Source organism: Actinomadura miaoliensis, assembly GCF_039536785.1.
Classification (GTDB): domain Bacteria; phylum Actinomycetota; class Actinomycetes; order Streptosporangiales; family Streptosporangiaceae; genus Spirillospora; species Spirillospora miaoliensis.
The window spans coordinates 1-13,604 of record NZ_BAAAZG010000036.1 but is presented as its reverse complement, the minus strand read 5'-3'; the positions used below and the strand labels follow the sequence as shown (position 1 = coordinate 13,604).

Annotated in this window: 7 protein-coding genes; 5 read left to right on the top strand and 2 right to left on the bottom strand. The window is 72.8% G+C overall.

All coding sequences use genetic code 11. The annotated features are described in order from the left end of the window. Nucleotides 1–7 precede the first annotated feature (7 nt). The 4 genes from ABD811_RS23625 to ABD811_RS23610 all read left to right on the top strand — a co-directional run bounded on the left by ABD811_RS23625 (nt 8) and on the right by ABD811_RS23610 (nt 10,841). On the top strand, nt 8–2,998 hold the full coding sequence (locus ABD811_RS23625) for a glycosyl hydrolase (protein WP_344951619.1): 2,991 nt from the start codon (nt 8–10) through the stop codon (nt 2,996–2,998). Between the two features lie 100 nt (nt 2,999–3,098). Beyond that, the gene (locus tag ABD811_RS23620) at nt 3,099–5,147 is read left to right on the top strand and encodes an alpha-L-rhamnosidase-related protein (RefSeq protein ID WP_344951616.1); all 2,049 of its coding nucleotides are present in this window, start codon (nt 3,099–3,101) and stop codon (nt 5,145–5,147) included. Further along, nucleotides 5,144–7,687 carry a glycoside hydrolase family 127 protein gene (locus tag ABD811_RS23615; protein ID WP_344951613.1) on the top strand — a complete coding sequence of 848 codons (2,544 nt, stop codon included), beginning with the start codon at nt 5,144–5,146 and terminating at the stop codon, nt 7,685–7,687. The genes ABD811_RS23620 and ABD811_RS23615 overlap by 4 nt, the downstream gene beginning before the upstream one ends. Before the next feature lies 1 nt (nt 7,688). After that, complete coding sequence (locus ABD811_RS23610) at nt 7,689–10,841, top strand: family 78 glycoside hydrolase catalytic domain (protein ID WP_344951610.1); 3,153 nt, start codon at nt 7,689–7,691, stop codon at nt 10,839–10,841. A gap of 74 nt (nt 10,842–10,915) precedes the next feature. Here the strand turns inward: ABD811_RS23610 and ABD811_RS23605 are convergent, their stop codons facing one another. Then, nucleotides 10,916–12,370 carry an MFS transporter gene (locus ABD811_RS23605; protein WP_344951607.1) on the bottom strand — a complete coding sequence of 485 codons (1,455 nt, stop codon included), beginning with the start codon at nt 12,368–12,370 and terminating at the stop codon, nt 10,916–10,918. Between the two features lie 75 nt (nt 12,371–12,445). Between ABD811_RS23605 and ABD811_RS23600 the strand changes: the two genes are divergently transcribed. Continuing rightward, nucleotides 12,446–12,955 (top strand): winged helix-turn-helix transcriptional regulator, encoded by a 510-nt coding sequence (locus tag ABD811_RS23600; protein WP_344951604.1) that lies wholly within the window; start codon nt 12,446–12,448, stop codon nt 12,953–12,955. On the opposite strand, the gene ABD811_RS23595 is transcribed toward ABD811_RS23600, so the two are convergent. Beyond that, on the bottom strand, nt 12,952–13,545 hold the full coding sequence (locus tag ABD811_RS23595; protein ID WP_344952118.1) for a GTP-binding protein: 594 nt from the start codon (nt 13,543–13,545) through the stop codon (nt 12,952–12,954). The two genes, ABD811_RS23600 and ABD811_RS23595, sit on opposite strands and share 4 nt — an antisense overlap. Between the last annotated feature and the right edge of the window lie 59 nt (nt 13,546–13,604).

Genomic DNA, 13,604 nt, shown 5'->3' with positions numbered 1-13,604 from the left:
AGTTCGTTTGAGCAAGCACGACGGCGCCGGCGTCAGCCGCCGGCGTTTCATCCAGTACACGGCCGTGACGGGGGCGAGCGCGGCCGTGGCGCTGAACTCGCCGCTGGGCGGCGCGGGCACCGCGCGGGCGGGCGCCGGCGCCCCGTCGTTCGCGGCGTTCGCCCGGCCGGACGCCGCGGTCCGGCCGCGGTTCCGCTGGTGGTGGCCGGACGGGCTGGTCGACCCGGCGGAGATCCGGCGGGAGATCGACCAGATCGCCGCCGCCGGGTTCGGCGGCGCGGAGATCGTCGCCGTGCACCACAGCATCCGCGACAAGTCCGTCCTGGACCCCGAGGGCCACGGCTGGGGCACCCCGGCGTGGAACGCGGGCGTCGAGGCCGCCCTCGACCAGGCGCGCAGGCGCGGCATCACCGTCGACCTGACGATCGGCCCGGCCTGGCCCGCGGCCGTCCCGACGATCACCCCCGACAGCCCGGCCGCCGTGCAGGAGCTGGCGCACGGCAGCGCCACCGTGACCGGCGGGCAGACCTACAGCGGCCCCGTGCCCGAGCCCGTCGCCGCAGCCGAGGAGGACGTGCACGTCCGGCATCTGGTGGCCGTGCACGCCGCCCGCGTCGACACCGCCAACTCCACCCGCACCGAGACGGGCCTGGCCCGCGACTCGTTCACGGACCTCACCGCCACGGTCCGGGACGGGCGGATCAAGTGGACGGCCCCCGGCGACGGGTCGTGGGTGCTGCTGTCGTACTGGCGGCGCGGCAGCGGGCAGCGTCCCGAGTCCGGCCCGCACTCGGCGCCCGACTGCGCGGTGGTCGACCACTTCAGCCCCGCGGGGACCAAGGCGGTCATCGACTTCTGGGAGTCGACGCTGCTGACCAAGCGGATCCGCAAGCTGATCAGGCAGGCCGGCGGCACGCTGTTCGAGGACTCCATCGAGCTGGAGACCCAGGCGCTGAACTGGACGCCGGACCTGCCCGAGGAGTTCGCCCGCCGCCGCGGCTACCCGCTGTGGCCGTACCTGCCGGTGATCGTGCAGCACAAGGAGCGGACGCTCTACTCCTACGAACCCCAGATCACCCGGCAGGCCCGGCACGACTTCTGGCTCACGGTGTCGGACCTGTTCAACGAGCACCACTTCGCCGCGCTCACCGAGTGGGCGCACTCGATCGGCCTGCAGTTCCGCGCCCAGCCGTACGGGCTGCAGACCGACGCGATCGAGACCGCCGCGATCATCGACGTGCCGGAGGGCGAGTCGCTGGGCTTCAAGAACCTGGACGACTACCGCGTCCTGGCCGGGGGCCGCGACATGGCGGGCCGCAAGATCCTGTCGTGCGAGGCGGGGGCGTACCAGGGCGGCGCCTACAACACCACCTGGGACAAGCTGCTGCGCACCATGGGCGGGGCGTACGCGGCCGGGCTCAACCAGACGGTCCTGCACGGCTTCTCGTACGCGACCGCTCCGGGTGTGGCGTGGCCGGGCTTCGCCGGGTTCACCCCCTACAACGGGGGCATCGGGTACGCCGAGTCCTGGGGGCCGCGCCAGCCGACCTGGCGGCACGCCCCGGACATCGCCGCCTACCTGGGCCGCGTCCACCACGTGATGCAGTCCGGGACGAACCGCATCGACATCGCCGTGTTCCGGCAGAAGGGCTACAGCAAGACCGGTATCGGCGCGGGCTGGTTCACCGGCACGGGCGTGCCGCTGGGGTGGACGCACCAGTTCATCAGCGCCGCCACCCTGGAACTGCCCAGCGCCACGGTGTCGGGCGGCAGGCTCGCCCCGAAGGGCCCCGCCTACAAGGCGGTCTTCGTGGAGGCCGACCGCTTCTCCTCGGGCGACCGCACGATCCCGGTGAGGTCGGCCGAGAAGCTGCTGCGCCTCACCAAGGCGGGGCTGCCGATCGTGTTCCTGGGGGACTGGTCGGCCGCGACCGTCCCGGGCGTGCCGAAGGCGGGGGAGAACGAGCGGCTGCGCGCCGTCCTCAAGGAGCTGTTCGCCCAGCCCAAGGTCCGCGTCGTCGCCGCGGACACCGAGGTGCCGGGCGCGCTGGCCGCGCTGGGCGTCGAGCCGGACGTCAAGTACGCCCAGAGCTCCACCCTGCTCAACGGGCACCGCGTCGCCGGCGACGTCGACTACTACTACCTGTGCAACGGCAAGCACGCCGAAACGGTCAAGCCCCCGGTGGCCGCCATCGACCACCAGGTCACGCTCACGCGCGCCGACCGGCGCGCCGTGCCGTTCCGTCTCGACCCCTGGACGGGCGAGGCCGAGCGGATCGCCGTCTACACCGAGGAGGGCGACAAGGTGACCGTGCGGGTCGCCCTGCAGCCCAGCGAGACCACCGTCATCGCCCTGGGCCGCCCCGGCACCGGCGTTCCGCACGCCACGCGCACCGACGCGGGGGAGGTGCGCTACGACGGCGGCCGTCTCGTCGTCCGCTCCACCGAGCCCGGCGCCTACACCACCACGCTGTCCACCGGCCGCACCGTCTCCACCACGGTCGGAGAGCTGCCGGCGGCCCTCACCCTCACCTCCTGGAAACTCCAGGTGGAGGACTGGGGCCCGGGCAGGACGGCGACGGAGACCGCCGTGACCCGGCGGGAGGTCGACCTGGACGGCCTCAAGGCGTGGCCGGACATCCCCGAGCTGGCGGACGTGTCCGGCGTCGGCCGGTACCGCACCACCGTCCAGCTCGACGGGAAGTGGTCCGGCGGCGCCTGCGCCGGGGCCTACCTGGAGCTCGGCAAGGTCTTCGACACCAGCCGCGTGATCGTCAACGGGCGGGTCCTGCCGCCGGTCGACCTGATGAACCCCGTCGTGGACGTCGGCCCCTACCTGCGGCAGGGCGCCAACACCATCGAGGTGGAGGTCGCGACGACGCTCAACAACCGGCTGCGGGTGTCCGACCCGGACGTCTACGGCAAGGCGTCCCGGCAGGCCTACGGGCTGATCGGGCCGGTGCGGCTCGTCCCGTACGGCGAGGCGCCGGTCCGCTGACCCCGGGGATCAGCTGACCCCCTGAAATCAAGTGCGGGAGGGCGATGCCCCCGCCCTCCCGCACGGTGAACCCCCTCAACCCTCTGATTGCGAGGAATTCATGCTGCACAGCGTAGTCAGGCGACGCCATGCCAGAACCACGGCCGCCCTCGCCGTGGCCGCCGTGACGGTGCCGCTCACCCTCACCGCCCCGCCCGCCACAGCCGCCGCCCAGAACGGGCAGGGGGCGCGGCCGTGGGACGCCTACAACCTGTCGCCCACGTCCCGCACCCTGCGTCCGGTCGCCGTCCACACCACCAACGGCACGGTCGCCAACGCGCAGAACGTGCTGTCGGGGCGCCGCACCACGCTCACCGGGGCGGGCTCCTACGTCACCCTCGACTTCGGCAAGGACGTCACGGGCCTGACCACCGTGAGCTTCGCCTCCTCCCAGGGGGCGCAACGGGTCGGGCTGGCGTTCTCCGAGTCGTCGGAGTACGTCGGTATCACCAGCGACGCCTCGACCGGAGGCCCGCGCAGCCGCGACGGGGCCCTCAGCGTCGACGTCAACGGCGAGACCACCTACACGACCCCGGCCAAGTACCTGCGCGGCGGCTTCCGCTACCTGACGGTGTTCCTGGAGTCCGCCGGAAGCGTCGACCTGGACGGCGTGTCCGTGCACTACACGGCCGCGCCCAAGATGAAGAACCCCGCCGGCTACGCCAACTACTTCTACTCCAGCGACGACCTGCTCAACAGGATCTGGTACGCGGGCGCCTACACCATCCAGCTCAACACCATCTCGCCCAAGACCGGCCGCATCTGGGAGGCCCCGGCCGCGCTGTGGGACAACACCGGGGACATCGGGGTCGGCGACACGATCCTGGTGGACGGCGCCAAGCGCGACCGTACGGTGTGGCCCGGAGACCTGGGCATCGAGGTGCCGGCGGCGTACGCGGCGTTCAACGACACCGAGTCGGCCCGCAATGCCCTAACGACCGTTTACCAGCACCAGCGCGACACCGGTGAGCTGCCCTACGCCGGGCCGGAGCTGAACAAGTACGGCTCGGACACCTACCACCTGTGGACGCTCGCGGCCACGTGGGACTACTACCTCTACACCGGCGACCGCGCCTGGCTGGCCACCGTCTGGGACGCCTACCGCAAGGCCGTCGACTACACCGGCGCCAAGCTCAGCGAGCGCGGCCTGGTGTCGATCACCGGGACGTCCGACTCGGTGCGGATCCTGCCCAAGGGCGAGAACCTGACCGCCAACGTGCTGCTGTGGCGGGTGCTCACCACGGGGGCGCAGCTCGCCCAGGTGCAGAAGGACACGGCCCTGGCCGCGTCCTACACCCAGCGGGCCGAGGCGCTGCGCACCGCCATCAACACCCACCTGTGGGACGAGACCGCCGGGGCCTACAAGCAGTACCCCGCCTCCACGGTCCACCCCCAGGACGGCAACTCCCTGGCCGTCTGGTACGGCATGGCCGACACCGCCAAGGCCCGCCGCATCAGCACCGACCTGACCGGCAACTGGAACTCCATCACCAGCACCGCCCCCGAGAACAAGGGCAACCCCGGCGTGTTCTCCGGGTCGATGGAGGTCAACGCCCACTTCGCCGCCGGCGGACGGGCCGCCGACCAGGCCGGGGTGGACATCATCCGCCGCCAGTGGGGCTACATGCTCAACCACCCCCAGGGCACGCGCAGCACGTTCTGGGAGTCGTTCCGCAACCTGGAGGACGGCTGCGTCTTCTGCAGCTCCTACGTCAGCCTCGCCCACGCCTGGGCCACCGGCCCCACGCCCGCCCTCACCAACTACGTGCTGGGCCTGCGCCCCACCTCACCCGGGGGACGGTCGTTCGACTTCGTCCCGCACACGGCCGACCTGCGGTTCGCCCAGGGCCGCCTGACCACCACGCGCGGCGCGGTGGACGCGTCCTGGAAGGTCGCCAACGGCACCTACACCGCGCGCCTGACCGCGCCCCCCGGAGCGGCGGGCCGCGCGGGCGTGCCGACGTTCGGCACCCGCATGAAGGTCTACCTGGACGGCCGCCTGGTCTGGGACGGCCACAAGGCCAGAGGAAACCAGGCCTACAGCGACGGCGAGTACGTCTACGTCAAGAACCTGCACGGCACCCACACGATCCGGGGTGAGCGGGCGTGAACGCAGGGGTGAGCCGCCGCGCCTTCCTGGGCACGGCCGGCGCGACCGCCACCGCGGCGGTCGTCGCGCGTCCCGCGTCCGCCGCCGCGGAGACCACCGCCGAGACCACCGCCGCCACGGGCCACGCCCGCCGCGCGCCCGTCCTGTCGCCGTTCCCCCTGTCGGCGGTCACGCTGCTGGACGGCCCGTTCCGCGACAACATGGAGCGCACCTGCGCCTACCTGAAGTTCATCGACGTCGACCGGCTGCTGCACACGTTCCGCCTGAACGTGGGCCTGCCGTCGTCGGCCGAACCGTGCGGCGGCTGGGAGGCGCCCGACATCCAGCTGCGCGGCCACTCCACCGGCCACCTGCTGTCGGCGCTGGCGCAGGCGCACGCTAACACCGGCGACGACGCCTACGCCGCCAAGGCCCGTCACCTGGTCGCCGAACTGGCCAAGTGCCAGGCGGCGTCGCCGGCGGCGGGATACTCGCGCGGCTACCTGTCGGCGTTCGAGGAGCAGGTCTTCGACCGCCTGGAGGCGGGGGAGAAGCCGTGGGCGCCGTACTACACCATCCACAAGATCATGGCGGGGCTGCTCGACCAGTACCGGCTGAGCGGCAACCGGCAGGCCCTGGACGTGGTGACCGGCATGGCGTCGTGGGTCGCCGCCCGCACGGCCAAGCTCGGCACCGACCGGATGCAGGCGCTGCTGCGGGTGGAGTTCGGCGGGATGAACGACGTGCTCGCCGAGCTGTACCTGGTCACCGGTGACCCCGAGCACCTGCGCGCGGCCCGCCGCTTCGACCACGAGGAGATCTTCGGCCCGCTCGCCGACCGCCGCGACACGCTGAACGGCTACCACGCCAACACCCAGATCCCCAAGATCGTCGGTGCGGTGCGCGAGTACGAGGCGACCGGCGAGCCCCGCTACCGCGCCATCGCCGCGTTCTTCTGGGACACCGTGGTCAACGACCACACCTACGTCATCGGCGGGAACAGCAACGAGGAGTTCTTCGGCCCGCCCGGCGAGCTGGTGAGCCGCCTCAGCGACGTCACCTGCGAGAACTGCAACTCCTACAACATGCTCAAGCTGACGCGGTCGCTGTTCCTGCACGACCCCGCCAGGACGCCGTACATGGACTACTACGAGTGGACGCTGCTCAACCAGATGCTGGGCGAGCAGGACCCCGACTCGGCGCACGGCTACTGCACCTACTACACGGGCCTGTGGCCCGGCTCGTCCCGCAAGCCGAAGGGCGGCCTGGGCGCGGCGCCCGGCAGCTACAGCGGCGACTACGACAACTTCTCGTGCGACCACGGCACGGGCATGGAGACGCACACCAAGTTCGCCGACAGCATCTACTTCCACGGCGACGACGAGCTGTACGTCAACCTGTTCATCCCGTCCGAGGTCAGATGGCGGGAACGCGGGATCGTGCTGCGCCAGCAGACCCGCTATCCGCACGAGGAGACCACCCGGCTCACCGTCACCGACGGCGACGCGCGCTTCGCCCTCAGGATCCGCGTGCCCGGCTGGCTGGACGCGCGGGGCGGCGGCCGGGCGAGGATCAGGGTGAACGGGAGGGCCGTGCCGGTGACCGCGCGTCCCGGCACGTACGCCACCATCGAGCGGCGCTGGCGCAAGGGCGACGTGGTCGAGCTGACGACGCCGATGACGCCCGTCTGGCGCAAGGCGCCCGACAACCCCTACATCCAGGCCGTCACCCACGGGCCCGTCGTGCTGGCGGGAGGCTACGGCGACACGGAGCTCAACACCTTCCCCGCCATCGACCCGCGTTCCCTCCGCCGCGACGGCGCCCCGCTGCGGTACACGGTGCGCGCCGACGGCGCCGAGGTGAAGCTCAGCCCGTTCTCCGAGATCCACCACCAGCGCTACAACGTCTACTGGCTCACCCCGGCCCCGCGCGGCCGCCGGCGGCTGGTGGCGCACTACCCGCTCGACGGCACGGCCGGGGAGGCCACGGGACGCCGGCCCGACGCCGCCCTCGCCCAGGGCGCCACCTGGGCCGACGACGGCTCGGCGGTGGTCCTCGACGGCACGGGCGGGCACGTCGTCCTGCCCCGCGGCCTCATCACGGGACTGGCCGAACTCACCGTCGCCCTGTGGGTGCACGCCGACGCGATCACCAACAACGCCCGGGTCTTCGACCTCGGCTTCAATCGTCGCACGTTCTTCTACGTCAACTCGCGCACCGGATCGGGCCGCGCCCGCTTCTCCATGAAGACGTACGGCATGGACGGCGAGGACTACGTCGACGCGGCCGGCGCGCTTCCCGCCGGACGCTGGGTCCACGTCGCGGTGACCGTGAACCGCGACGCGGCCGTCCTGTACCTGGACGGCGCCGAGACCGGACGCAAGGACGGCCCGGTCATGAGCCCCCTCGCGCTCGGCGCCACGTCCCAGAACTTCCTCGGCCGGTCGCAGGACACCCGCCACCCGTTCCTGCGGGGCCGGGTGCGCGACTTCCGCGTCTACGACCACGCCCTGACCGCGGCGGCCGTCGCCGCGCTGCACTCCGAGACCCAGGGAGCCTGACGTGCGCATTCCCCTCATGGCCCGTCCCGTCGCCGCCGCCGTGGCGCTGAGCCTGGTGACCTGGGGACCGGCCCCGTCCTCGCTCGCCGACTCCGCCGTGACGGCCGCCGGCGCCACCGGCCTGCGCGCCGCCGACCTGACCACCGCCCTCGGCATCGACGACGCCACCCCGCCGCTCACCTGGCGGCTGCGCGCCGCCGGCCGCGACGTCACCCAGACGGCCTACCAGATCCAGGCCGCCACCAGCCCCGACCTGCTGCGCCGCGGCCGCCCCGACCTGTGGGACACCGGAAAGGTGGGCTCCGCCGCCCAGCGCGTCGACTACGCCGGCAAGACGGTCGCCGGCCGCACCCGGGTGCACTGGCGGGTGCGCGTGTGGACCGGCGGACGCGCCTCGGCCTGGTCGTCGCCGTCCTGGTTCGAGACGGGCCTGGCGCCCGCCGACTGGTCGGCGTCCTGGATCACCCACCCGGACTGGCGCTTCAAGGAGAAGCGGCCCACGCCCATCGCGGTCAAGCTGCCCAGGACGACCGCCCGCTACGTCCGCGTCGACGTCACCAAGCTGGGCCTGCCCCTGGTGGAGAACCTGCCGGACAGGACGTGGCGCCTGCAGCTCGCCGAGATCGAGGTGCGCGACTCGGCCGCCCCGGACACCAACCTGGCCGCCGGGACGACCGTCACCTCGTCCGACACCGGCGGGCAGGTCAACCGGCAGTGGCTGCCCCGGTACCTCACCGACGGCACCCAGACCAGCAACCAGGAGTTCGCGGGCTGGTCCAGCTCCGCCCACACCACGGCCGACGTGTCCGGGAAGCCGATCACCCTCACCGTCGACCTGAAGTCGGCGCGCGCCTTCGACCAGATCCTGCTGTACCCGCGCACCGACCAGCCCGCCGACACCGGCGAGGTGCCCTACGCGCCGGTCGACTTCACCGTCTCGGCGTCCGACGCCGCCGACGGCCCGTACACGCGCCTGGCCGCGGTCACCGGGCAGAAGCCGCCGCAGTCGCCCGTGCCCGTGGCGATGCCGCAGTTCGCCAAGGACTTCACCCTGCCGCGCAACGCGCGCAGCGCCCGCCTCTACATCAGCGGCCTGGGCGTCTACGAGGTCGGGCTGAACGGCAAGCGGGTCGGCGACGCCGTCCTGGAACCGGCCAACACCGACTTCGAGGACCGCGTCCAGTACGCGACCTACGACGTGACGAAGATGCTGCGCCGGGGCGCCAACGCGATCAGCGTGGAACTCGGCAACGGCGCCGCCAACGTCATCTCCACCGCCGACCGCTACCGCAAGTTCGCCCGCACCACCAGCGACCCCAAGCTCACCGCGCAGCTGGAGGTCACCCTGGACGACGGCCGCGAGGTCCGCGTCACCAGCGGCGCGGACTGGCGGACCACCCTCGGCCCCACCACCTTCTCCAACTGGTACGGGGGAGAGGACTACGACGCCCGCCGCCGGACGCCGAACTGGGACCGTCCCGGCGCGGCCCGTCCCGGCTGGCGTCCCGCCGTCACCGTCGACTCGCCCACCAGGGCGCTCAGCGGACGCGTCGCCGAACCCGTCCGGATCATCGAGACCCTGCCGGGCAGGCTCGTCGGCGAGGGCGACGGCTACAAGGTGTTCGACGTGGGACGCAACATCGCCGGCTGGCCCGAGATCACCGTCAGGGCCCCCAAGGGCACCAGCGTGCGCGTCCTCCCGGCCGAATCGCTCAAGGACGGCCGCGTCTACCAGCTCAAGAGCAACGTCGGCGCCCCCATCTGGGACCAGTACACGACGGGAAGCGCGGCCGAGGAGACCTGGCACCCGCGTTTCAGCTACCACGGCTTCCGCTACCTGGAGGTGCGCGGCCTGCCGGAGGACGCCACCATCTCCGTGCGGGGCCACGTCCTGCACACCGACAACGCCTCGGCCGGGTCGTTCACGTCCTCCAACGCCCTCATCAACGGCATCCACGGGCTGATCCGCCGCGCCATCGAGGGCAACATGATGAGCGTCTTCACCGACTGCCCGAGCCGCGAGAAGCTCGGCTGGCTGGAGCAGACGCACCTGGTCGGCGACACCCTCGCCGCCAACTACGACGTGCACAGCCTGCTGCGCAAGGTGGTGCGGGACATGGCCGACGGCCAGACCGACACCGGGCTGATCCCGTCCACCGTGCCCGACTACGTCACCCTGTCGGGCTCGTACCGCGACGACGCCAACTGGGGCGGCGCGTTCGTCGTCGTGCCGTGGCAGCTGTACCGCGCCTACGGCGACACCGAGACGATGCGCGCCCACTACCCGGCGATGCAGCGCTACCTGGCGCACCTGGAGACGCGCGTCCAGGACGGCGTCACCGACTACACCCTCGGCGACTGGATCACCCCGGACCGCACGTTCCCGAAGATGGTGTCGGCCACCTACGGGTACTGGCGCGTCCTGGACACCCTCGCCAAGATCGCCGACACGCTCGGCAAGCCGGAGGACGCCGCGGCCTACCGCGCCAAGGCGGCGCAGTCGCAGCGGGCGCTGTGGGAGCGGCAGTACGACGCGTCCACCGGGAAGTTCGGCGGCGGCGGCCAGGGCGCCACGGCCCTCGCGCTCGACATGGGCGCCGTCCCGGCCGAGCACAGGCAGCGGATGCTCGACCAGCTCGTCGGGAGCATCGAGCAGGCGGGCTGGCACCTGCTGCTGGGCGAGATCTCCCTGCCCGCCGCGTTCCGGGTGCTGTCGGAGAACGGCCGTGACGACGTCGTCTACAAGATCGCCACGCGGACGGACAGCCCCAGCTACGGCTACCAGGTCGTCCACGGCAACACCGCGCTCGGCGAGATGTGGGACGGCGGCAGCGGCCAGTCGCAGAACCACTTCATGCTGGGCACGATCGACTCCTGGTTCACCAGCCGCCTGGCCGGGCTGGACCAGGCGCCCGGCTCGGTCGGCTTCCGCAAGCTGCTGGTCAAGCCGTCCGTCGTCGGCGACCTGACCGGCGCCTCCGCCACCAGGCAGACCCCGTACGGCGAGGCCCGCACGTCCTGGACCAAGGAGGACGGGCGGATCACCCTCACGGTCACCGTCCCGCCGAACAGCACCGCGGAGGTGCACGTCCCCGGCGGCCCGACCCGCACCGTGGGATCGGGCACGTGGACCTTCCACGGCACCGCCTCGTAGGCGACTGACGAACTGAGGGGCCGAGGAGGCGACGCGCCGGGAGGGCCCACCCCCTGCCCTCCCGGCGCGTCCCGTCACGACGGCGAGGCGCTGCCGACCGGCTTCGCCTCCGGTCCCGCCTCCGGTCCCGCCTCCGCTCCCGGGGCGCTCGCGGCCGGCTCCCGGCGACGCGGTGTCATGCCCAGCGCGGCGACCGCCGCGACCAGCATGAACACGCCGGCCGTCAGCCAGGCGCGCACGAACGCGTCATGCGCCTCGGCGTACCCGCGGGGAGTGCCGAGCACCGCCACCGCCAGGCTCACGCCCAGCACGGCGCCGATCTGCCGGCTCATGTTCACCAGCGCGCTGCCCGTCGCGAAGCGGTGCTCGGGCAGGTCCTCGGTCGCCGTCGACAGGATCGTCGGCAGGGCCAGGCCCACGCCGATCCCGCCGACGAGCCAGCCGGGCAGCAACGCCGTCAGGTACCGGGGGTCGGCGACGAGACCGTCGGCGATCATCGCCACCCCCGCGGCGCACAGCAGGCAGCCGACGGCCGTCACCACGCCGGCCGGGACCCGCCTCGCGATCAGCCGCCCGGCGACCAGCGCGAAGACCGGGACCATCAGCGGCCCCGGCGCGACGCCCAGGCCCGTCCGGATCGCCGAGTAGCCCCAGACCTGCTGCATCCACAGCACCCCGATCAGCAGGTTGGCGGCGAACGCCACGCTGAACAGCAGCACGGCCGCGTTCGACCAGGCGAAGGCGCGCACGGCCAGCAGGGACGGCTCGATCACCGGCGCGGGATGGCGCCGCGTGCGCGCCCAGAACGCGGCCAGCACCAGCGCGGACGCCGCCAGCGCCAGCGCGACCCGCCCGCCCGGCCAGTCGTCGACCTCCACCAGCCCGAGGGCCAGCAGACCGATCGAGACGGCCAGCAGGGCCGCGCCCGGCAGGTCGGGGACGCGGGCGGCGGCGCCGTCCCGCGAGTCCGGCACCAGCCGCAGCGTCAGCACGGTCGCCAGCACCCCGATCGGCACGTTGACCTCGAACACCCAGCGCCACGAGGCGTCCACCAGCACCCCGCCGACCGCCGGGCCGGCCGCGGCGGCCAGCGCCGAGGACGCCGACCAGATCCGCACCGGACCGGCCCGGCGTCCCGGCGGGAACACCGACAGCAGCAGCCCGAGGCCGGTCGGCACCAGGGCCGCCGCGCCGGCGGCCTGCACGACGCGGAACGCGACCAGCCACCACAGCGACGGCGCCGCCGCGCACGCCTGGGAGGCGACGGTGAACACGACGAGGCCGGCGACGAGCACCGTCCTGCGGCCGTAGCGGTCGGCCAGCCTGCCCAGCGGGACCAGCAGCGCGGCGAAGACGATCGTGTAGCCGTTGAGCACCCACGACAGGTCGGCCGGCGACTCCCCGGCGAAGTCGCGGCCGATGTCCTCGAAGGCCACGTTGACGATGAACAGGTCGAGACCGGCCATGAAGGAGGCGACGCACAGCACCGCGAGCACCGCCCGCGCACGGACCTGACTTTGGTTCGCCATAGTCAGGGACGGTACGCCGAGAGCTGACTTCGGTCAACGCTAGCCAGCAGGCCCGGTCGGCATATACTCGCCAAGGTGACGATCACGCTCGCGGGGACCTTCGCCGACCGCTCCACCTGGTCGATGCAGAACTGCCCGGTCGCGCGGACGCTGTCCGCGCTGGGCCCGCCGTCGGCCGTGCTGGTGCTCAGCGAGGCGTACTTCGGCACCAGCCGGTTCGGCGACTTCGTGCGCAACCTCGGCATGACCGAGTCGGCCGTCACCGCCCGGCTCCAGCACCTGGTCAAGGCGGGGCTGCTCAGCAGGAAGCCGTACCGGGAGCCCGGGCAGCGCACCCGCTACGAGTACCACCTGACCCAGATGGGCCTGGACCTCGCGCCCACCCTGGTGAGCCTGATGGAGTGGGGCGAGCGGTACCTGCCGCACGAGGAGGGGCCGCAGGTCGCCCTCACGCACTCCGGGTGCGGCCAGGCCGTCACGGCGGAGGTGCGCTGCGCGTCCGGGCACGACGTCCCGGTCAACGAGATCGTCATGCGCCCGCCCTGGCAGGCCCCGGAGGACGACGCGTCCCGAGGCGGCCTCTAGGACGGCGAGATGCGGGCGGGGTCCGACCCCGTCCGCCACTGGCGGGGCGGCGGCGGGGGCGTCCCGGCCAGCCGCAGCGCGTGCTCGACCAGCCCCACCAGCACCTCCTTGGCCGACCCGCGCCGCCGCGCGTCGCACAGGATCACCGGCACGTGCGGGTCGATGTCCAGGGCGGCGCGGATCTCCGGCGGCTCGTACCGGTCGGCGCCGTCGAAGCAGTTGACCGCCACCACGAACGGCGTGCCCCGGCGCTCGAAGTAGTCGATCGAGGCGAAGCTGGCCGCCAGCCGCCGGGTGTCGGCCAGCACCACCGCGCCGAGCGCCCCACGCGACAGCTCCTTCCACATGAACCAGAACCGCTCCTGGCCCGGCGTGCCGAACAGGTAGATCGCCACGCCGTCGCGCAGCGTGATGCGGCCGAAGTCCATCGCCACGGTCGTGGTGGCCTTGGCCGCCACGCCGTCCAGGTCGTCGACGCCGATGCCGACGTCGGTGAGCGCCTCCTCGGTGCGCAGCGGGCGGATCTCGCTGACCGCGCCGACGAGGGTCGTCTTGCCCACCCCGAACCCGCCGGCCACCAGGATCTTCAGCGCGACGCGCGGGCCGTCGCCGCCCGGCCGCTCCTCCGGCGGCCCGGCGCCCGGCGGCG